The sequence below is a fragment of the Streptomyces sp. NPDC034084 genome, from assembly GCF_055575535.1.
Genome location: NZ_JBVISK010000001.1, coordinates 600931 through 620948, shown reverse-complemented (window position 1 = coordinate 620948; position 20018 = coordinate 600931). Strand labels below are relative to the sequence as shown.

Here is a 20018-nt window from a genome sequence, read left to right as displayed (position 1 = left end):
CGACGACGTGGTGTGGACCGGAACGTGGGTCGCGGAGCGACTGGGCGTCGAACTGATCGGCGACGAGGAGCTGCCGGCCCTGTTGGGCCTCGCACTGCGGCGCAACCCCAAGCGGGCGCACCTGCTGGTCTCCAGCGTGCTCGGCAAGCACGTGCCGCAGCGCCCCTCGGTCGTGTACGGCTCCGGGCTCACCCTCGGCCGGCGCGTCCGCGAGCTCCTCGGCGACGAGGAGGCCGCCCGGTCCGTCGTCCTCGGGTACGCGGAGACCGCCACCGCCCTCGGGCACGCCGTCGCCGACGGCCTCGGCCTCGCCCCGTACCTCCACTCCACCCGCCGCCCGGTGCCCGGCGTCGCCCGCGCGGGCGGCTTCGAGGAGTCCCACTCCCACGCCACCTCGCACCTCCTGCTGCCCGAGGACCCGAAGCTCCTCGTGGGCGACGGGCCGCTGGTCCTGGTCGACGACGAGTTCTCCACCGGCAACACCGTCCTCAACACCATCCGCGCCCTGCACGAGCGCTACCCGCGCGAGCGGTACGTCGTCGTGGCCCTGGTCGACATGCGCTCCGCCGCCGACCTCGGCCGCCTGGACGCGTTCGCGACGGAGATCGGCGCCCGCGTCGACCTGATAGCCGGCGCCGCGGGAACGGTCCGGCTCCCGGAAGGGGTCCTGGAGAAGGGCCAGGCACTGGTGGCGGAGCACGAGACCGCCTCCGTACGACTGCCCTCCCCGCCGGCGCCCCGGCAGGAGGCCGTACGGGTGGAGCTGGGCTGGCCCGCAGAGCTCCCCGACGGCGGGCGGCACGGCTTCACGACCGAGCACCGGGAACGCCTGGAGGCGGCCCTGCCCACGATGGCGTCCGCGCTCACCGAGGCGCTGCGGGACGTGGGAGCGGTCACCGGGGGACGTGACCGGGGAGCCGAGGAGGCCGCCCAGGACGCCCCGGGCCGGCCCCGGCAGCCCCACGAGAGTCCCGCGGGAAACGCGACGACCCCCGCGGGTCCCCGCGTCCTCGTCCTCGGCTTCGAGGAGCTGATGTACGCGCCGCTGCGCCTCGCCACCGCCCTGGAGGGCGCCGGCCACGACGTCCGCTACTCCACCACCACCCGCTCGCCCGTCCTCGCGGTCGACGACCCCGGTTACGCGATACGCACCCGGCTCGTCTTCCCCGCCCACGACGACCCCGCAGACGGCCCCGGCGAGCGCTACGCCTACAACGTCGCGGGCGCGGGCTTCGACGCCGTCGTCCTCGTCGTCGACTCCGCCGCCGACACCCCGGCCCTGCACGCCCCGGACGGCCTGCTCGCCCAGCTCGCCGCGCACATCCCGCGCGTCGTGCTCGCGGTGATCCCGTCCTACACCCCCACGGTCTCCGCCACCGAAGCTCCCGAAAGGAGCTCCATGCTGCCCGAGCCCCTCCGCGGCCCCGCCTTCTCCTCGTACGCACCCGAAGAGGTCGGCTGGCTGCTCCAGGACCTCTCGGACGTCGAACTCGAAGCGCCCACCGAGGAACGCGAGGAGGCCATCCAGAGCGGCGGCGCCCACTACGCCGAGTCGCTCCCCGTCGAGTACCAGCCCAGCGAGCGCTACCAGGAGCTCTTCCACGCCGCCCTGGAGGGCTCGGCCGCCCGGATCGCCCGCGCCGTCGGCACGGTGACCGAGACCGTGCTCGCCGAGCGGTCCGCACGGCCGGTCCTGGTCTCCCTCGCCCGGGCGGGCACCCCCGTGGGCGTCCTCATGCGCCGCTGGGCGCAGGCCCGCCACGGTCTCGACCTCCCGCACTACGCCGTCTCCATCGTGCGCGGCCGCGGCATCGACGCCAACGCGCTGCGCTGGCTCGCCGCCCACCACGACCCGGCCGACGTCGTGTTCGTCGACGGCTGGACCGGAAAGGGCGCGATCACCCGCGAACTCGCGGAAGCGGTCAAGGAGTTCGAGGGCTTCGACCCGGAGATCGCGGTCCTCGCCGACCCGGGCTCCTGCGTCCGCACCTACGGCACCCGCGAGGACTTCCTCATCCCCTCCGCCTGCCTCAACTCGACGGTCTCCGGCCTGATATCGCGTACGGTCCTCCGCTCGGACCTGGTCGGGCCCGACGACTTCCACGGCGCCAAGTTCTACCGGGAGCTGGCCGAGTCCGACGTCTCCGGGGCGTTCCTCGACGCCGTCGCCGCCCGCTTCGACGAGGTCGCCGCGACCGTCGACACGGACGTCAAGGAACTCCTCGTCGCCGACCGCACCCCCACCTGGGAGGGCTGGGCGGCCGTCGAGCGGATCAGCGAGGAGTACGGCATCCACGACGTCAACCTGGTCAAGCCGGGCGTCGGCGAGACCACCCGCGTCCTGCTCCGCCGCGTCCCCTGGAAGATCCTCGCCAAGCGGGGCGCCGACGCCGACCTCGCGCACGTCCGGCTGCTCGCCGAGCAGCGCGGTGTGCCGGTCGAGATGGTCGACGAACTCCCGTACAGCTGCGTGGGCCTGATTCACCCTCAGTACACCCGGGGTGCGACAGGCGCCGACGGCAAGGCGGTGGTGTCCCAGTGAGCACACCCACGAGTACGCCGACGGGCTCGACGCCCACGCTGGTCGCGAGCGACCTGGACCGCACCCTCATCTACTCGAGCGCGGCCCTCGCCCTCGGCATGCCGGACGCCCAGGCGCCCCGGCTGCTCTGCGTCGAGGTCCACGAGTCCAAACCGCTCTCCTACATGACCGAGGACGCGGCCGAGCTCCTCGCGCGGCTCACCGCCGAGACCGTCTTCGTGCCCACCACCACGCGCACGCGCAAGCAGTACCAGCGCATCCAGCTGCCGGGCACCGCGCCGGCGTACGCGATCTGCGCCAACGGCGGGCACATCCTCGTCGACGGCGTCTCCGACCGCGACTGGCACGAGTCCGTCCTGCGCAGACTCGACGACGAATGCGCGCCGCTCTCCGAGATCCGCGCCTACCTCACGGCCACGACGGACCTCTCCTGGGTGCGCAAGCACCGGGTGGCCGAGGACCTCTTCGCCTACCTCGTCGTCGAGCGGGAGCGGCTCCCCGAGGACTGGCTCGCCCGCTTCGGCGGCTGGGCGGGCGACCGCGGCTGGACCGTCTCGCTCCAGGGCCGCAAGGTGTACGCCGTACCGAAGCCGCTCACCAAGAGCGCGGCCGTCCGCGAGGTCGCCCGCCGCACCGGAGCGACCCTCACGCTGGCCGCCGGGGACTCGCTCCTCGACGCCGACCTGCTGCTCGCCGCGGACCGCGCCTGGCGGCCGGGCCACGGCGAGCTGGCCGACAGTGACTGGACTGCACCCCACCTCGACGTCCTCGCGGAGCGCGGCGTGGCGGCGGGGGAGGAGATCCTCCGCCGCTTCCGCGCGGCGGCCGCCGGCTGACCTGAGGGTCAGCCGCAGCAGCCCCCACCGCAACAACCGCCGCCGCCACCGCCCTGCGCGGGGGCGGCGGTGCCGCTTCCGCCGACGGCCACGGCCGACAGCAGCTTCACGGTGTCGTCGTGCCCGGCGGGGCAGGAGGCGGGAGCGGAGGACTCGGCCATGGGACGGCTGAGTTCGAAGGTGTCGCCGCAGGTGCGGCAGCGGAATTCGTAACGAGGCATGGCACCAGGCTAACGGCGGACCGCTCCCGGCATCAGTACCCGCCGCCCGCCCCCCTCAGTGGGCGGCGCCGGACCCCCGCTCCTCCCGGATCTGGCCGACGACCCGCGCGGCGGCGGCGCGGACGGCCTCCAGCTCGGTCAGGAAGTGCCAGTAGTCGGGGTGGCGGCCCTCCAACCCCTCCACGGCCCGGTCGAGACGGGCGACGGCCTCGTCGAGGGGCCGGGCGTGGCGGGGGTCGGGCGTGTTCCGCCCCGCCATCGCGAGCCGCTGAGCGTCCCGTACGGCGAACCGCGTGCGGTCGATCTCCGCCTTGGGGTCCTTCGCGACGGCGTCGAGGCGGCGCAGCCGCTCCCCGGCGGCCGACACGGCCTCGTCGGTCGAGTCGAGGAGCGCGCGGGCCGTGGAGAGCAGCGAGGTGGCGTCGGGCCAGCGCTGCTCGGCCCGCGCCTCCCCGGCCTCGGCGAGCCGCTCCCCGGCCTGCCGGAGGGTGACGACGGCCTGCTCCGGCACGTGCTGGAGGTCCTGCCAGCAGGCGGCCGCGTACCGACGCCGCAGCTCGGAGAGGACGGGCTCCACACCTCCGGCGCGGGTGGTGAGCGCTTCGGTGCGGGTACGCAGCGACACGAGGCGCTTGTCGATCTCGGCGGCCCGCTCGGGCAGCCGCTCGGCCTCCGCCCGTACCGCCTCGGCGTCCCGCAACACGCGGTCGGCGCGCTGCAGGGTCTCGGGAACCCCGTGCCGGCCGGCGCCCTCGTTCAGCAGGGTCAGCTCGGGTCCGAGCCGGGCGAGCCGTACGGCGAGGTCGTCGGCGCGCAGCCCACCCTCCCGTACGGCGTCCAGCGCGCCACTGGCACCCCGCAGCGCCTGCCGGGCGCGCTCGACGGCGGGCGCGAGCTGGGCGAGCTGCGTCTCGGCGCGCCCGAGGAGCGGGGCGAGCCCCTCCTCGAACCGGTCCAACTCGCCCTTGACGCGGTCGAGCTCCTCCTTGGCCCGGGTCAGTTCGGCGCGGGCACGGGAGGCGGTGGCGGCGTCCAGCTCGTCCCGATCAAGATCATGCGCGTCGACGGCACCGATATAACCCTGACTGACCTCGTCGATCCGCCGCCCGAGCGCCTCGAACCCGTCGACGGCGCGGCGCGCCTCGGGCGAGCTGTCCACGGCGGTGATCGTCTCGATGGAGATGCGGAGCCCGCGCTGGGCGGTGTCGAGCTCGTAGAAGGCGGCCGCGGCGGCGTCCTTGGCGGCCTGCGCCTCGGCCCGCTGCCCCTCACCACGCCCCCCGAACCACCGGCGCGTCCCGCCCCCGGCGAAGGCCTGCGGCAGCAACGCGGCCACCAGCAGGGGCAACGCGAGAGCCAACCGCAACCCGGAGGAACCCCTGGGCGCCGATGCCCTCCCGATCAGGCCGCGCTCGCGACGCCCAGCTCCGAGCCTCGCCGACGCCCCGCGCCGACCCCCTCCACCGCCTCGCGATGCAGGCCACCGGACGCCGCTCCCTGATCCGGCCTGCTCGACAAGACACCCCCTAGCGTCGCTCGCCGCCACGTACTACTCCCCGTGCTGTGTCCGCCGTGCCCGGTCCGGTTCATTCTCCCACCAGGTAAGGACGAACACACGGCCCGGTCAGTTCACTGCCACCGCGACGACATCCCGGTCACCACTGCACAGACTCACGAAGCGCCCGCTGCGGTCACGGCGGGGCCCCTCGCCGGTCACACCCCCGGAAGAGGCGACCGCCGGCCAGCAGCGACGCGAGGCCCGTCAACGCCGAACCCCAGCCACTCCCTGTCCCGGGGCCCATGCGTTTGCAGCACCCACCCCGACGCCATGTAGGCTGTTGCCTCTTCCACGGGTGCGTAGCTCAGGGGTAGAGCGCTGCTCTTACAAAGCAGATGTCGGCGGTTCGAAACCGTCCGCGCCCACCAGTAGGTAGCACGACAAAGGCCCAGGTCACCGGTACTGAACCGGGAGCCTGGGCCTTGTCCGTTCCCCGGCCGGGAAGGCGGGGAGGGGCGTCGTGCCAGTTACGTGCCAGATGCGTCGCCGGACTCGCCCGGCCGGACCTTCTTGATCTGCTCGTCGACGTGGGCGGCGATGACGTGGTCACGCCCGTTCACCAGGTGCTGATAGATCAGCGCGGCCCGCACGGACGAGTGCCCCATCCGCTGCATCAGCTCACGCGTCGTGGCACCGCCGGTCGCGGCGAGGGTGTTCCCGGTGTGGCGCAGATCGTGGAAATGGACGTCGCGGAGGCCGGTGTCCTTCAGAGCCCGCAGCCACAGCCGGCGGAAGTTGTTCCGACGCAGCTGCCCGCCGCGGGCCCCGGTGAAGACCAGCCCGGTCCGACCCGGCTCGGCGTAGACGGCGAGGTGAGTAGCCAGGCTCTTCGCCAGCGAGGCCGGGAAGGCGACGGTCCGGACACCGGCCGCGCTCTTGGGCGTCTTGACCAGAATGCCGTCGGTGCGGGTCTCCGCCAGAGAACGCCGCACGGCGACGGTTCGCCGGTCGAGATCGACGTCATGGCGCTGAAGCGCGGCGAGCTCCCCGAAGCGGAGGCCGGTGAAGGCCGCCAGCAGGATGAACACCCGGAAGCGCGCCGGCACGGCGTCGGCGAGCTGGAAGACCTCGGTGACGTCGAGGAACGGTCGCTCGGCTGTCTTGGCGGCCCCGGCGCCCTTGATACGGCAGGGGTTGCGCTGGATCAGCTCGTCGTCGACCGCGGTGTTCATGATGGCGCGGAGGATCTGGTAAGCCTTGGCGACCGTGGGCTCACCCACACCCGACTCCAGGAGGCCAGCTCGCCAGCGGCGGATCTGCGGCGTGGTGATCTCACTCAGGACCACGCCCGCGAAGGTCGGCAGGATGTGAAGGCGCAGAGCGCTGCCGTTGCGTTCGCGGGTGGTGGCCGCGTAGTCACGTTCCTTGAACCAGGCATCGGCGTACACCCCGAAGAGAACCTTGTCGTCCGGGTTCTTCCATTTGCCGTCGAGGATTTCCGCTTCCTTGCGGACGAGCCACCGATCGGCATCGGTCTGCGAGGCGAACGTCTCGGGCGCGGATCGCGTCAGCCCGTCGGGCCCCTGATAGCGAGCCTGGAAACGCCCTGAGGGCAGCTTCCGCACTGCACCGAAGCGGCGGCGCTTGCCTTTGCTGTTCGCCATCAGGCCACCGCCGCGAATCGGCGACGAGTGGTGATCGGCTGGACAGTGTGGGCGACGACGAATTCCTCCAAGGCCCGCTCAGGAATGCGGACATGCCGCCCCACCTTGACGAAGACGATGCGACGCTCGGCGATGAGCCGACGCGGAAACCTCTCGGTGGTGCCGAGGAGTTCAGCGGCCTGGCCCACGGTCAGCAGTCGGTCAGTCATGCGGTTGCTCCTTCCAAGGCGAATTGGTCGTGTAGGGCTTCGCGGGCGGTCTCACGGTTGAGCTGGATGTCCCTGGCGATGGAGGCGGCGAGGGCGGCCTCGCCGGGGGAGTGGCCCTGTCCGACGTAGGACCAGGAGGTGAGGACGAGAACGGTGTCCGGCTCGATGTCGTCGAGGCCGCGAGCGGTGCGTTCCTGGGCGGCGCGGTAGTCGGCGCGGGTCTGGCGGAGCTCGCCCAGGGTGGTGGAGTACTGGCGGGACTTGGTGGAGAAGTGGCCTCGGAAGCCGAGCATGTGGGCCCAGGCGAGGAGGCGCCGCTCCGGGTACAGCGGGTCGAGGTCGAAGCAGGCTTCGACGAGGCGACGGGTGTGGTCGGGGACGCCGAGGAGGGCCAGGGCCTCACGGTTGCCGATGCGGCGGTCGAGGCTGCCGGTGGTCTCGGCGGCTTTCGTGGCGTACTTGGCGATGTAGGAGGCGACGGCCTGCTCGGTGATGTCGGAGCCGTCACCGAAGGCCTTCACGGGCCGGATGTCGAGCTGGGTGCCCCACCGGAGGCGACGTAACGGCTGATCGCCAGCGGCGGGGACAGCCACGGTCGTGTACGCGTGGGTGGCGGCGGCGCGGATGGCATCGGTGAGGCGCTCGGTGGTCGCCCACGACGGCGGCGGGGAGTCGGGACCGTCCGGGCCGTCGATGCGGACGACGGCGTGGAAGTGGACGGCGCCCCGCTTCTGGAACTCGGCGACCTTCCCGTACGAGATCCGGGCGACAGCCTTCAGCTCCCTCTGCGAGAGGCCGGCCGTGGCGGCGATCTCCCGACGGAGGCGGTTCGTGAATCTCTGCCAGAGCTGCCCGGCGTGGTTGTTGAAGAGGACGGCGGCGGCGTAGTCGTACGACTCGGGGTCGAGCGGCGTGCCGAGGGCGGCATCGTCCTCGGCGTGGCGGACGCCGCAGCGACAGGGCCGGGTGCCGGGGCGGTTGTGGACCGGGCCGAAGGAGGGAGCGGTGAGGGTGAGGAAGACGCGGGGGTGCTCGCGGACGGCGGCGGGGATGTCTCGGGCGTTGTCTCCGGCGAGGCCGGCGCGGATGAGGTGGTACGTGTCTCCGGCGTAGGTCCAAGCGCAGGCGGGGCAGCGGGAGGCCCGGCGGTTGCCGCAGGCGATCCGGAGGCGTGCGCCCGGCTCGGTGTCGGTGGAGTACCGGTGGAGGGTCTTGCCGGTGGTCTTGTCCCGGGTGAGGGTCCAGCCCTGGAGGTGGATGGGGTGGGAACAGCCGCCGGTGCGGTGGATCTGCTCCTTCCAGCGGTCGAAGTCGGGGGATCCGGCCACCCGGAGCATGTCGCCCAGGGTGGCAGTGTCGAATCCCGCCGACGAGGCGGCTGGGACGGTCATCATGGAGTGCTTCCTTCTGGTTCTGCGAGCTGGGTAGGAGCGGGGCTTCCGGGCGGCGGAGACTTGGCGGTTGAGCCGCCCGGAGGCCCGACTAGCGGCGCCGCTGCTGGCCGTTGAGGAGCGAGCGCAGGACGACGGCGCACACGGCGACCGAAGCGGCGCTGACGGCGACGGCGAGGAGCATGGAGACCAGGACCGTGCCGACGACCAGGACGGCTCCGACGCCGCCGGCGACAACCACAGCCAGGCCGGCGGGGGTGAGGCGTACAGCGGCGGACGGCGTCGGGACCGGGGCGTGGTGGTGGTTGCAGACCACCGAGGCAGCCGTCTGGTGGGGCGCGATGTCGGCGGTGACGGTCGGCTGGACGAGCGGGGTGACGATGCCGGTCGGAAGCGGGTTGACCGGGATACGCGGCTGGAACATGACGGTTCTCCCTACTTGCTGATCGTGGTGTCGATGAGCGGGGCGAGGACGCTGTCGGCGAGCAGGTAGCCGCCGAGGAGGATCACGGCGACGAGCCACCAGGGCGGGCGGATGAGCTTGATGCCGAGGCCGCCGACGACGATCAGGGCGAGCCAGAGGGGGACGTCCACGAGGCGGGTTCCTTCGAGGTCAGCGGGGCTGGCAGCGGTGGGTGCGGGCGGCGAGCTGGGCGGCCGAGGAGCTGGAGTACTCGGTGGACCAGCCGCAGCCGTCGGCCGTGCACACCGCGGCGTACTTGGTGCGGCCGTGACGGTCGCGGTGGGTGCCGATCTGCACCGGGCCGATCCGCATCACGGAGTGGAAGTGATCGCGAGGGGTCATGAGGGTCTCCCTTCAAGCGAGTTGGGCGGCGATGGCGTTGGCCATAAGGGCCGGGACGCCGAGGCGGGCGCGGAGGGTGTCGGTGTCGATCGGGTAGCCGGTGCGGGCGCGGTAGTCGTCGGCGACTTTCCGGGCGTGAGCGACGAGCGCCGGCGGTACGGCCACGGGGGCGGGTGCGGGCTCCGGGACTGGCTCCGGTTCCGGAGAGGGGAGGGCCGGGGCGGCGGCGATCTCGGGCTCCGGCTCGACCACGTCATCCCGCTCGATGACCGCTCCCACGGCCGAGGGTTGCTCGGTGTCCGTGTCGGGTTCGGCAGGCTTGGCGACCGCCGGATGTCCGGGGGAGTGGACAAGAAGGGTCCCGCCGAGGAACGCGAGGGCAGGCCAGCCCGCGACGAGGATGCGCAGCCAGGCAGGGACGTTGCCGAGGTCGAGGAGACCGGCGGTGGCGACGTTCGCACCGAGCGACGCGGCCAGGGCGACCATGAACCACGTCCAGGCGGAGCGGGCAGGTTCACCGGCGGCCCGCGAGGTCCGAAGCCGGTGCCAGGCGGCGACGAGCAGGAGATCCACGGAGACCGGGTAGGCCCAAGCCTTCCAACCGGACTGTCCGGCAACCGCAGCCAGGTCGTGGAGATGAGCGAAGGACAAGGCGCCAGCGATCACGGCTTGTACGAGGACGGCGTCCGGTCGGCGGATGGGACGCATCGCGGGTCCTCCTTCCGGTTTCGGGCATGGGCGGGGTAGGGACCTGGCGTGAAGCGGTCACGCCACCGTCGAGCGAGGGGATTCAGGCGATCGCAGGAGCCGTGACGGCCGAGGGTGCCGCGGCTTTGCCCAGAGGCGGAAGGACGGGCCGGAAGGCGTCCAGTGCGGGGATCTCGGGCGTGCGGTGCGCGTGGGAGTTCGCGATGTTCACGGCCCGCCGGAGCGAGAGGTGGGGTGTACGGATGCGGACCCACCCACCGGAGGAGTCGCCGGCGACAGCGGTGCCGGGACGGTCGGTGCGAATCTGGACCGTGGCGAGGACGGCGTCCGGGGCGATGTCCCCGAAAGCCATGTTGGCGGAGGTCTCGTCGTTGACGCGGTGAGCGGTGCGGCCGGTGAGCTGGGCGCGGAGCATGGTGATGCCCTTGCCGAGCTCGGAGCCGAAGCGCTGCCCGCAGACCTCCAGGTAGATACCGGCGGCGCGGCCGAGCTGGGCGAGCCGGACGAGGGAGGTGATGATCCGATCCCGCCGCTTCTCCTCCTCCTTCGTGGCGAAGAGGGCGAGTTCGGCGACCTCATCGACCAGGAGCACGATCGGCTTCGGTCGCAGGTGATCGGACAGGTCCCAGATGTCGGCGGTGATCTCCGCATCCGGCAGGTCTGCGCTCAATCTCTGCTCGCGTCGGATCAGTTGGTAGACCTCCTCCATGTGCTCGACGAGGGCGTCGAGGAGGTCGGCAGCTGCGTCAGGATTGTCGGCCAAGGCGGTGAACCGTCGGGCGAGCGGGGCGAGTTCAACTCCCTGCTTGCAGTCGATCCCGACTAGGGCGACATCCAGCGTGGCGAGCGCGGCGACGAGGTTGCGCTGATAGACGGACTTCCCGGACTGGGTGGCACCGACGTTCAGGGCGTGCGGGGTCTGGCGGTAGTCGCGGTAGTAGACCTCCCCGTCCTCCCGCATGGCGATCGGAACCCGCATCACCCCACCGCGGGCAGCCGCGGGCATCTGGACCCGCTTGAGGACGTCGTACCCGGTCATCCGCAGCTCGACGACACCCGAGCGGACCTCCCGGGCGGTGACGTTCTGCATGACGAACGAGTGCCGGAGCCGGTCCGATGCGGCGGAGAAGTCGAACGCGTCCTGCCCGGGACGCAGCTTCACCCGCAGCACGAGCCCGGTACGCGTCGGCCGCAGCCGCAGGATCCGGGGCGCCCGCGAGTCGGGGATGGGCCGGCCGGTCATCCGGGCCAGCGCCAGGCGCCAGCGCGAGGGCGGGACGGTCAGCCCACACGCGTCCATGACCGACGCGTACCGGGCGAGGATCCGCACCACGGCGAAGATGACACCGAAGGTCATCCAGTACCAGGCCGGCCGCTGCCACCGCAGCAGCAGCGCGACCGAGGCGACCAGCGCGAGGGTGACCGTTAAAGCGGTCATGGGTCAGCCGACCTTCGCGGCGGCGAGCGAGGTGACGGCGACGGCGCGGAAGCTGATGCCGTGGCGCTTCTGGCCGTTGAACTCATTCTCCCAGGGCCGGGCGACGACGCCGGTCAGGGCGACCGGGGTGCCCATGGACAGCTCCTCGGAGATGCCGGTCTTGGGCACGGTCAGGTTGAGGATCTCGGCGTTCCCGTCCATGACGAACATGACGTCGATGGTCATCAGCGGGGCACCGGTGTCCCGGTCGGTAGCGATCTCGCCGGTCTGGCGGTTCGCGATCTTCGGGGCCGGGGGCTGGGCCACCATCACCATCGCGGCGGAGGTGTCGACGGGGATCTGACGCACAGTGGATCACTCCTCTATAGGGGTTGGTCTCCTTCACTCCTGTATAGGAGTGACATGAAGAAGAGTGCACCACTCCTGTACATGAGTCAACCCGCCGCAGAAGGAAACCGCAGCGGGTTGAGGGAAGTTGAGCGCGCGTCAGTCGGTCGCGGGGATCCGGTACTGGAAGACGAACTGGTCAGCAGCCATGAGGGTGTCGCAGACCTCCACGACCCGTCCCTCCTTCGTCACGGCATCCCGCAGCAGGTGCACCACGGAGGCGCCAGGACTCAGGGCCAGCTCGGACGCTTCCGCCTTCGAGGCCGGCCGGGCCTGAAGCGTTTCGACGAACTCGGCGAAGGTGTGGCCGTGGTCTTCGAGCCGGGCGTAGATGCCGCCGGGGCCGGGGTTCTCGGCGAACAGCTCGGGGATGTCCTTCACAACGTCCCACGGCAGGTACGACGAGGCGGTCTCGACGGGCGTCCCGTTCCGGAAGTACAGACGCCGCCGCGCGAGTACCTGTGTCCCCGCATCGACACCGAGCCGTTCGGCGATGTCCGCGGGCGCTTCCATGGGCCCGATGTAGAGAACGCTCACCTTTGCCGTGGCGCCGGACTGCTCGGACTCGGCGAGGTAGGCAGCCTTACCGCCCCACCGATGCGAAGCGCGAAACCGATCCGAGGACCGAAGTCGCACAGGAGGCCGGTCCTTCACGATCGACCCCTTGCCGTGCCGGGTCTCGACGAGCCCACTGGCCCGGACCTCCACCATGGCCTTACGGATGGTTCCGCCGGCGACCCCGTACCGCTCGACGAGCTCGGACTCACTGGGCACCATGTCACCGGGCTTCAGTACGCCGGACCGGATCTGCTGGACAATCTCGTCGGCGATCTGCACGTACCGAGGTACGGCCCTGCCAGCTCCTGCTGGAGTTCCCACAGTCCTACCCACTCTCATATGCTCCTGTACATGAGTAGTGGGAGCGCGGGAACAAAGTCAACGCCGCTGCATTCCGTGTCCGTAGCCGGAGCGGTAGTGCGCGAAGACGGCCGCCTCCTGGCGATCCGCCGAGCGGACAACGGCACGTGGGAGCTCCCGGGAGGAGTCCTCGAACTCGCCGAGGCACCGGAAGCGGGCGTCGCCCGCGAGGTCCTGGAGGAGACAGGTATCCACGTCGAGGTGGACGAGCTGACGGGCGTCTACAAGAACACCACCCGCGGCATCGTCGCCCTGGTTTTCCGCTGCAAGCCCGCCGGCGGCACGGAGCGAACCTCAGATGAGTCCACCGCGGTCGACTGGCTCACGCCGGCCGAGGTCAAGGAACGCATGGCCGAGGTCTACGCAATCCGCCTCCTTGACGCCCTGGACGACAACGGCCCCCACGTCCGCAGCCACGACGGCCGCCACCTCCTGGACACGTCCGCATGACCGGCGCGAAGCCCGTCAGCGAGTGGCGCGACGTCTATGACTTCCTGGAACAGGTCCGCTTGCGACCCGGGATGTTCGTACGCGGCGGTTCCCTCCTGGAGCTCCAGGCGATGCTGTACGGCTACCGAGTTGCATCCGAGATCCACGGCCCCGAGGCCATGACGGACTTCGAACACCGGGGTCTGTTCGCCGAATGGTTGTGGCCGAGACTTGGCCACACCTACGCCAGTCCCTTGGGGTGGGCTGTCGAGATCACGAAGGCTGCGGAAGCAAGCGGCAGAGCAGGCATCGACCTGTTCTTCGACCTGCTGAGCGAGTTCAGGGCCGAGCGAAGCCCAGAAGCGCGGTAAGACTTTCTCTACTTCATCAAGGCACCCGCCGCGCGCGGCGCGGCGCGCGCGGCCCGTCGCCCGGGCCTGCGCTCCTGTCTGCGCCCCGCTCCAGCCCGGCCGCCGGCCGCACGCCTGACGGCTCGGGTTGATGGGTGACGAACCACGATGCAACCGAGGCGGTACGCGAGTGCGGCTCAGGACGACGCCTCCGGCGGGGGCGCTCAGGCTCCGGGATGGAGGGGGCCCGTGCGCGGGTGCCGGCCGGTGGGGTGTGGCGGTGGGGACTCCCGTCCCGTCTGCCGTCGACCCAGGCAGAGCCGAGCAGACACGGCACCGGGCGTCCAGGTCGTTCGTACAGTGGCGCGCTCCACCTGGACGCCCGGCACCGCGCCTGCTCCACGGTATGTGGGTCGACGGCAGACGGGACGGGAGCCGGGGCAGCGGTGGGTAAGGTCGGCGAGCCCATGACAGCTGCAGGCCAAATGCTGTCCAGTGACCTTCGTTTAGCGGCAGGTGCAGTCCAGTGGCGGTGCTGTTGATCTGGATTGGATCGAGGAGGCAAGCTCAGGTCTATGGCACCCGAAGTCATCACAGCAATCATCGGCTTACCGGCAGTCCTCGTCGCTGCAACAGCTGCCTACGCCGCTGGACGGGCGCAAGGCCGCGGCAGCGTAGATGCCGTCCGCCGCCAGCACCAACGCGACGCATATGTCCAATTCCTTGATGCCGCATACGGCTTCAGCACTTCGTCTCGTTGGCCCACGTGTGTAGCCCGCGCCAAGCAGGAGGCACGTGAAGCGGGAGAGTCCCCGGATACTGGACGGATCTGCGTCCGCGCTGCCGAGCTCTGCGTTGGTGTCAGCACGGGTCCTCTGACCCTCGCTTCCATCGTGATCACTCTAGAAGGGCCAGACCACGTGGCCAGCGTGGCCGGCGAACTCGTCCGTCGGGCTCACGCTATCCACGATGACGCTGCCATGTTGGGTACGAGCAGCGCCGAGGAACTAGCACAGCTGAACATTGAGTTGCCGGAGAGCAGGGAAGCGGATACGCGGTTCATTGCAGCCATGGGCGCCTTCAGTCGCGTGGCCCGCCTTCACCTCAACGGAAGACGAACACCACGTGATGTGTGGGCGGTGAGACGTCGTTAACCACCCACCTGCACAAAGGCCCCCAGCCGACCTAGACTTGGGGGCCTTTAGCGGCTGGCCCGCGATGCGCATCCAGCAGAAGTACCAGCGATCAGGGGCAGACCTGTGGAGACGGTGGACATCATCGCGCCCGCAGCGCTCTGCGAGATCGTCTGCGAGGTTCCGATCAGCAGGTAACTGACCGGATCCAGATGGAGCTGTCCAGTTGGCCCGGCCGTGGAGGTAGTGGGGGTGCTCGCACTGGGTGTGCATGGTGACGACGGTACCTGTCAGGTCGGCGACGGTGTCCAGCCGCGTCTGAAAGTAGGTCGGACAGGTCTCCACCTGCGATGACGGGAACAGCCTGAACTGAACAGACCTGCGGCCTGATGAAACGCGCTAGGATCCTTGCACGATTTCTTGTGAGATCGCACGATGACCGCGCCGCCAAATTGGCGGTTCCGGATCAATCATTTTCAAGTCAGTGCGGCGGAGATGTAGCAGCTGCAGTGCATGCGTGATTAGCTCGACGCTTGCTGAGGGGGCACGATGGACGATTTTTCAGGGCTGCTCGAATTCTGGAAGGAGTTCAGTTCTCTGGGGCAGGAAGTTGATTTCTTTGTGACTGCCCGGCTGTTCGACGGAACACCCGCAGTGTGGCCTCAAGAACTCAACTACATCAAATGGCGGCATCTGGTCGCAACCGAGCTAGGGGTGGACCCGATGGCTGTCCAGCTGGTCGGAAGCGCTCGTCTGGGCTACTCCATGAACCCCAAGAAGAACTATAAGAAATTCCACGAAGGCTCGGACTTGGATATCGCGGTGATCTCGCCGGAACTGTTCGACAAGGCGTGGGGTGAGCTCCGGGAGATAATTGAGGACGATCGATTCTCTCAGAAGAAGAATTACTTGCGTAAGCTGGTTTTTGAGGAATGTATCGCCCTTGATATCGTACTGCCGCACCTGTCCTTCGGGGAGCATTGGTCACGGTCTAGGGATCTCTTCATTCAGGATATTGGTGGAGCCTTCAGGGACTGTGATATCAATTACCGTCTATACCGCAGCCACGGGTCGCTTAGAAACTATCAGGTGAAGAGCGTGAACATCGCGCGCGATCGCGCGATTGAGGAGGGTGTGCATCATGGCTGATCACGGACTTAAGTTTGAGATCGAGTCGAAGACGGTGGCGGAGTTCCGATCGCTGGACAAGTCAGGTGAGTTGATCCTCCAGCCTGAGTACCAGCGCAAGGCCGTTTGGCCCGATCGCGCCAAGGTGTCCTTGATGGAGACCATCCTCCTTGGGTACCCGATCCCGGAGATCTATCTCTCGTATGAGACGACGCCGGAAGGGGAGCAGACTGCTTCCGTTGTCGACGGTCAGCAGCGCCTCACTTCCTTGCTTGGGTTTCTGAACAACAAGTTTCCGTTGGACGGGCTGGAGGATGACGAACTAAGCGAGAAGTTCGAGGGGAAGTTCTTCAAGGAGCTGCCCGACGAGGTGCGCCAAGAGTTCTTCCAATATCGCTTCCCTATTCGTCGCCTTTCCAACCTTGCCGATGAGTTTGTGCGCGCAGTTTTCGCTCGCGTCAACAGGGTCAACATGGTGTTGACGGAACAAGAGCTCCGAAATGCTTTGCTTCCTGGCCCGTTCAATGATTTCCTCAAAGACTGTGCGGCTCACCAGCTAAGTGCAGTGTCCGGCGTCTTCAGCGGTGAACGACGTAAGCGAGGCGGCGATCTGGAGTTCTATGCCGAGGTATTTGGTACCTGTATCTTCGGACTGTCAAATAAGAAGACCGAACTCAATGAACGGTATGACAAGATCTCCGCAGATTTCGAGGACTATCGGGACCGTTCGGCGGAGTTTCTCGAACTGTTGACGCTCCTCATTGATACCAGCAGGTGGGTCGGTCGAACCAGGTGGTCGAACATTGTTGACATGTTTACGTTGCTACATGCCTCCTGGGGGCTGCGCGAGGAGCTGTTCAGTGCTGACAGGCACCAAAGGGCGCAGGTTCGGGACCTTCTTGACCTATTCCAGCGCGCAGTCTCTGCCAGGAAGCGCAATGGAGAAAATGGGGAAACTGCCAGTCTGTTGGCGGCTCTTGCGGCTATGGTCGGCATGACCGTTGAGGAAGTCGAGAAAATCGTCGAAGACTATACATCGGGCATCCGGAACTCGTCCGACCTGGGATCACGTCGAGTTCGCTCTCAGCAACTGACGTTGGTTCTTTCGAAGAAGCTCAAGAGTTGATCCGTCTAAGCTTGACGCTTAAGGTCTGACCTCGAATCCTCGCACCGGGCCTTTGGATGGGGATTTTCCGGGCATGGAGACGGCCTTCGTCTGATCCTTGGGAGTGCCACAGAGGGCAGGCCTTCGGAGTAGTTAGCTGATGCCTGCCGGTCCCAGCTGATGTCCGGAAGCGCCCTCCGCGAGGTGTGTCCCGGTGATGGACCGAGCGGGCTAGGCAGGGCACACGTAGGCGCCGCTGACCAGCGGAGACTCATGGGACTCACGGGGCTCTAGACCCGTGTGCAGAGCAGAGAAGCCCCGGGCTGACTCCGGGGCTTCTTCGTCGCTGTGGGTGCGTTGCTCGCTAGCCGAAGGCTGCCTCCGGCAGCATTGGGGTCTCGGTGTCGCTGTCATGGGGGCCCGGGCCGGACACCGGCAGGCGGTGACCGCGGCTCTCTGCTACACGCAGGGTGTTACGCAAGGCTTCCGTGAGGTCCGTCGCGAGGGCTCGCAGCTCTTCCGGATTAGCCTTCCTGTTGCCGAGTTCCTCGGACGCATAGTCAAGGAGCGCGCCCGCCCGGTCGAGTTGCATGGCTTCGGTGGCGTCGGCCAGGCGGGACAAGTGGCTGTTGCTGTCGTCGGTGCTCAGGAAGCAGGGCTTGCCGTCGGTGCCCGACCAGGGGAGGAGCCGCAGTTCGTTGTCGCGCGTCATCCTTCCGTCTTCCTCTCTTCGGTCGTGGGGTGTGTGGTAAAGACTGCGTCCGTGCGGTCGCCGGGGAGCACCAGGAGCGCGGCTTCCACTACGCGGCCGGTGGTATCGGTTGCCACGCTCGTGATCGCGAGGACGGCCAGGGTGGAGCTGATCCGGAGAGTTGTCGCTTCCTCTGGGGTGGGGAGGCGGGCGGTGACTGTCTCTCGGATCTCCGTTGATATCGGCTCCGCTCTCTGGGGCCACGGCGACAAACTGAGTTGGGCGGCTGGCGCCAGGTCCCGGGGGACGTAGATGCGGGCCAGGCTGTGCGGTGACTTTCCCTCGTGGGTGACGCAGAGGAACTCGGTCAAAGGACTGTTGGGCGAGACCTTCAGTAGGGCTCTGAGGTGCCCGCGCGCCCGGAGGTTGGTCGCGCGAATACTGACCTGGAGTGCGGGGTCGAAGGGTGTGCGGCCACCGCCGACGTACGTGATGCGGCGGAGTGGGGGACGGACGAAGTTCCCCTTACCGTGGACCTTTTCGATGAGCCCTTCGGCCTGGAGGAACGCGAGGGCGAGCCGCAGGGTCGCCGTGCTGACCTTGTAGTGGGCGGCAAGCTGAGGCTCTGAGGGGAGGCGTTCGCCGGCCCTGAGGCGGCCCGTTGAGATTTGGGCTCGCAGGTCATCGGCGATGGTGTGACGGAGGGAAGACACGGCGTGAGTCACCGCCTCTCAGCATCCGCAACGCGATGAGCCGGGTCCGGGAGTGCATCGTCAGCAGCTCGCCGGATTCGAAGAGGAGGCGTTTCGCGCCGCCGGGGAGTTGGAAGAGGTCGGCGACCCGGCACGGCTGACCGCCGATCTGGATGACGTCTCCCAGTTGCACGGTGACCGAGGTGATCTCGACGTTGGAGGCAAGGGCACCGCTGGGTGCCCATCCCCTCACTGGGGCACCTCCTTCGGTGTGCTCCGGTCGCCGGCCGGATGACAGGAGCAGTCGCACGCTTCGTAGACCACGGGGATGTCGACCGGCGCTGCGGTGGGGGCGGAGTGGGCGCACTCGTGATGTGTGCCGATCCGGCACGCGCTCGACCGGTAGGCAGCTGCGGAGCCTGTCACTCGCGACTGGTGACGACGAGGCATCAGAGGGCCTCCGTCGGTGCGAACGACGTGTGCGTGAGGAGATCGTGAGGCGGGGGCGTCGAGCGCCGCAATGCACGCTCCTCGCTGGCCAGTACGTATGGGCGTACGAGCGCGCTGTCCTCGCCAGCGAAGACGTCCGTGCGGTTGTGGTGCGGTGCCGTGAGCAGCGTCGGCCAGTCGTAGAGGCCGTGGTGAACGATCCTCGGTCGATGGGGTGTTAAGGGACGGCGATGCCTGTCTTTCGAGAGGTGTCGCTCTCTGGTGCGCGAGACCGCGCGGCGGATACGGTTAAACACGCTGATCAGCTCCTATCGCTGACGGCCAGGTCCCCGGACGTCGCCCGTCGCGGGGACCGCTTTGTGTACGGCGGCCCATAACGTGCGGCCGTTCAGACTGCTGGCGAGAAGCCCGAACCGATCGGCCTCCGCCACCACTTCCAGGGCCTCCCGCCATGCCTCGGCCGGGAGGGATTCCGGTACCTCCGCTTCGATCGACGTGTGTCGGGTGTGCTCCTCCACGCGTGTGGTGAGCCCGAGGGCGGACAGCCGGGCGGCGATGGCCTCAGCGCTTACTTCTGGAGCAGGCACAAGGAGCCTCCGTCGCCACGCGATCACTTTACGTGAAGCTAGTTAACTAGATTAGAGCTAGTGGACTAGATTTTCCATATGCCTGAGCAGCCGCCTTATCTCCGCATCGCGGATGTCCTTCGACAGCGGATCGCGGAGCATGAGTGGGCGCCTGGAGACCGGCTCCCCTCCCGTGCTCAGATCGCCCAGGAGTGCGGTGTCGGCGAGAACGTGGTCCGCCGGGCGCAGGAGCTACTGATCTCCCAGGGGGTCCTGGAGGGCCGTGCGGGTTCGGGCACGTACGTCGCCGAATCTCGTCAGCGTGTTCGGGTGGTTCGGTCCTCGGCGCGCGAGCAGCGCGGCGGTTCTCCGTTCCGGGCTGACATGAAGGCCGTGGGGAAGCAGGGGGACTGGGAGAGCCGGACGGAGGCGAAGGTGCCCGCGCCGGCGGAGATCGCTTCGCGGCTTGGCATTGGTGAGGGCGAGCTGTGCGTCCGGACCGTGTACGAGTTCCTCGCTGACGGTCGGCCTGTGCAGTTGTCGACGAGCTGGGAGCCGTACGACCTCACTGGCGGGACCCTTGTCGTCCTTCCCGAGGGTGGGCCGCACGCCGGGGCTGGCGTCGTGAATCGGATGGCCCAGATCGGCGTCACCATCAGCCACGCCGTGGAGCAGCCCGAGCCGCGGCAGGCGACTGCCGACGAAGCGTCGCTCCTCGGGGTTCAGAAGGCCTCGCTCGTCACCCACATCCGGCGGACCTACTACAGCGACCAGGGCCGCCCAGTGGAGACGGCGGACATCGTCGTCCCTGCCGCCCTGTGCGAGATCGTCTATGAGATCCCCATCAGCCGTTAGCG

General features: G+C 68.7%; 23 protein-coding genes and 1 tRNA gene. 8 read left to right on the top strand and 16 right to left on the bottom strand.

All coding sequences use genetic code 11. The features are described 5' to 3' along the window. The first annotated feature begins 7 nt into the window (after positions 1-7). Both ACZ51I_RS02865 and ACZ51I_RS02860 read left to right on the top strand, forming a co-directional pair. The gene (locus tag ACZ51I_RS02865; RefSeq protein ID WP_468871072.1) at positions 8-2542 is read left to right on the top strand and encodes a phosphoribosyltransferase; all 2535 of its coding nucleotides are present in this window, start codon (positions 8-10) and stop codon (positions 2540-2542) included. Further along, positions 2539-3378 (top strand): HAD family hydrolase, encoded by an 840-nt coding sequence (locus ACZ51I_RS02860; protein ID WP_468871070.1) that lies wholly within the window; start codon positions 2539-2541, stop codon positions 3376-3378. Before ACZ51I_RS02865 ends, ACZ51I_RS02860 begins: the two co-directional genes overlap by 4 nt. A gap of 8 nt (positions 3379-3386) precedes the next feature. On the opposite strand, the gene ACZ51I_RS02855 is transcribed toward ACZ51I_RS02860, so the two are convergent. Both ACZ51I_RS02855 and ACZ51I_RS02850 read right to left on the bottom strand, forming a co-directional pair. Beyond that, positions 3387-3599: an FmdB family zinc ribbon protein gene (locus ACZ51I_RS02855; protein WP_468871069.1), complete on the bottom strand. Its 213-nt coding sequence runs from the start codon at positions 3597-3599 to the stop codon at positions 3387-3389. 55 nt (positions 3600-3654) lie between these two features. Next, a complete protein-coding gene (locus tag ACZ51I_RS02850) occupies positions 3655-5004 on the bottom strand; it encodes a hypothetical protein (RefSeq protein ID WP_468871681.1) in 1350 nt (449 codons plus the stop codon). A gap of 446 nt (positions 5005-5450) precedes the next feature. Between ACZ51I_RS02850 and ACZ51I_RS02845 the strand changes: the two genes are divergently transcribed. Next, positions 5451-5525, top strand: a tRNA-Val gene (locus tag ACZ51I_RS02845). A gap of 99 nt (positions 5526-5624) precedes the next feature. Here ACZ51I_RS02845 and ACZ51I_RS02840 read toward each other — a convergent pair. The 10 genes from ACZ51I_RS02840 to ACZ51I_RS02795 form a co-directional block, all read right to left on the bottom strand. After that, positions 5625-6761: a tyrosine-type recombinase/integrase gene (locus ACZ51I_RS02840; RefSeq protein WP_468871067.1), complete on the bottom strand. Its 1137-nt coding sequence runs from the start codon at positions 6759-6761 to the stop codon at positions 5625-5627. Then, positions 6761-6970, bottom strand: a complete 210-nt coding sequence (locus ACZ51I_RS02835) for an excisionase family DNA-binding protein (RefSeq protein WP_341623205.1) — start codon at positions 6968-6970, stop codon at positions 6761-6763. The genes ACZ51I_RS02840 and ACZ51I_RS02835 overlap by 1 nt, the downstream gene beginning before the upstream one ends. Beyond that, on the bottom strand, positions 6967-8364 hold the full coding sequence (repSA, locus tag ACZ51I_RS02830) for a replication initiator protein RepSA (RefSeq protein ID WP_468871065.1): 1398 nt from the start codon (positions 8362-8364) through the stop codon (positions 6967-6969). The genes ACZ51I_RS02835 and repSA overlap by 4 nt, the downstream gene beginning before the upstream one ends. 88 nt (positions 8365-8452) lie before the next feature. Continuing rightward, on the bottom strand, positions 8453-8785 hold the full coding sequence (locus tag ACZ51I_RS02825; RefSeq protein ID WP_468871064.1) for a SpdD-like protein: 333 nt from the start codon (positions 8783-8785) through the stop codon (positions 8453-8455). Positions 8786-8796: 11 nt separating this feature from the next. Beyond that, entirely contained in the window at positions 8797-8955 is a 159-nt protein-coding gene (locus ACZ51I_RS02820; protein ID WP_107425749.1) for a hypothetical protein, read from the bottom strand. Positions 8956-8974: 19 nt separating this feature from the next. Next, positions 8975-9166 carry a mobile element transfer protein gene (locus ACZ51I_RS02815; RefSeq protein WP_468871063.1) on the bottom strand — a complete coding sequence of 64 codons (192 nt, stop codon included), beginning with the start codon at positions 9164-9166 and terminating at the stop codon, positions 8975-8977. A 12-nt stretch (positions 9167-9178) separates the two neighbouring features. Then, a complete protein-coding gene (locus tag ACZ51I_RS02810; protein WP_468871062.1) occupies positions 9179-9874 on the bottom strand; it encodes a DUF2637 domain-containing protein in 696 nt (231 codons plus the stop codon). Positions 9875-9956: 82 nt separating this feature from the next. Beyond that, positions 9957-11312, bottom strand: a complete 1356-nt coding sequence (locus ACZ51I_RS02805) for an FtsK/SpoIIIE domain-containing protein (protein ID WP_468871061.1) — start codon at positions 11310-11312, stop codon at positions 9957-9959. Positions 11313-11315: 3 nt separating this feature from the next. Further along, entirely contained in the window at positions 11316-11660 is a 345-nt protein-coding gene (locus tag ACZ51I_RS02800; RefSeq protein ID WP_468871060.1) for an SCO3933 family regulatory protein, read from the bottom strand. 138 nt (positions 11661-11798) lie between these two features. Continuing rightward, positions 11799-12596, bottom strand: a complete 798-nt coding sequence (locus tag ACZ51I_RS02795; RefSeq protein WP_468871059.1) for a GntR family transcriptional regulator — start codon at positions 12594-12596, stop codon at positions 11799-11801. On the opposite strand from ACZ51I_RS02795, the gene ACZ51I_RS02790 reads away from it, so the two are divergent. The 4 genes from ACZ51I_RS02790 (at position 12597) to ACZ51I_RS02775 (ending at position 16783) form a co-directional block, all read left to right on the top strand. Further along, positions 12597-13067, top strand: a complete 471-nt coding sequence (locus ACZ51I_RS02790; RefSeq protein ID WP_468871058.1) for an NUDIX hydrolase — start codon at positions 12597-12599, stop codon at positions 13065-13067. Further along, complete coding sequence (locus tag ACZ51I_RS02785; protein ID WP_468871057.1) at positions 13064-13417, top strand: hypothetical protein; 354 nt, start codon at positions 13064-13066, stop codon at positions 13415-13417. The genes ACZ51I_RS02790 and ACZ51I_RS02785 overlap by 4 nt, the downstream gene beginning before the upstream one ends. Positions 13418-15078: 1661 nt before the next feature. Further along, positions 15079-15678, top strand: coding sequence for a hypothetical protein (locus ACZ51I_RS02780; protein ID WP_468871056.1), 600 nt, complete (start codon positions 15079-15081; stop codon positions 15676-15678). Then, on the top strand, positions 15671-16783 hold the full coding sequence (locus ACZ51I_RS02775) for a DUF262 domain-containing protein (RefSeq protein WP_468871055.1): 1113 nt from the start codon (positions 15671-15673) through the stop codon (positions 16781-16783). Before ACZ51I_RS02780 ends, ACZ51I_RS02775 begins: the two co-directional genes overlap by 8 nt. A 343-nt stretch (positions 16784-17126) precedes the next feature. On the opposite strand, the gene ACZ51I_RS02770 is transcribed toward ACZ51I_RS02775, so the two are convergent. The 4 genes from ACZ51I_RS02770 to ACZ51I_RS02755 form a co-directional block, all read right to left on the bottom strand. Next, complete coding sequence (locus ACZ51I_RS02770; RefSeq protein ID WP_468871054.1) at positions 17127-17474, bottom strand: hypothetical protein; 348 nt, start codon at positions 17472-17474, stop codon at positions 17127-17129. Then, positions 17471-18178 carry a GntR family transcriptional regulator gene (locus tag ACZ51I_RS02765; RefSeq protein ID WP_468871053.1) on the bottom strand — a complete coding sequence of 236 codons (708 nt, stop codon included), beginning with the start codon at positions 18176-18178 and terminating at the stop codon, positions 17471-17473. Before ACZ51I_RS02765 ends, ACZ51I_RS02770 begins: the two co-directional genes overlap by 4 nt. Beyond that, positions 18135-18398, bottom strand: coding sequence for a hypothetical protein (locus ACZ51I_RS02760; RefSeq protein WP_468871051.1), 264 nt, complete (start codon positions 18396-18398; stop codon positions 18135-18137). The genes ACZ51I_RS02765 and ACZ51I_RS02760 overlap by 44 nt, the downstream gene beginning before the upstream one ends. Positions 18399-18903: 505 nt before the next feature. Beyond that, the gene (locus ACZ51I_RS02755; RefSeq protein WP_468871050.1) at positions 18904-19182 is read right to left on the bottom strand and encodes a hypothetical protein; all 279 of its coding nucleotides are present in this window, start codon (positions 19180-19182) and stop codon (positions 18904-18906) included. A 78-nt stretch (positions 19183-19260) separates the two neighbouring features. Between ACZ51I_RS02755 and ACZ51I_RS02750 the strand changes: the two genes are divergently transcribed. After that, positions 19261-20016: a GntR family transcriptional regulator gene (locus ACZ51I_RS02750; RefSeq protein WP_468871049.1), complete on the top strand. Its 756-nt coding sequence runs from the start codon at positions 19261-19263 to the stop codon at positions 20014-20016. The last annotated feature ends 2 nt before the right edge of the window (positions 20017-20018 follow it).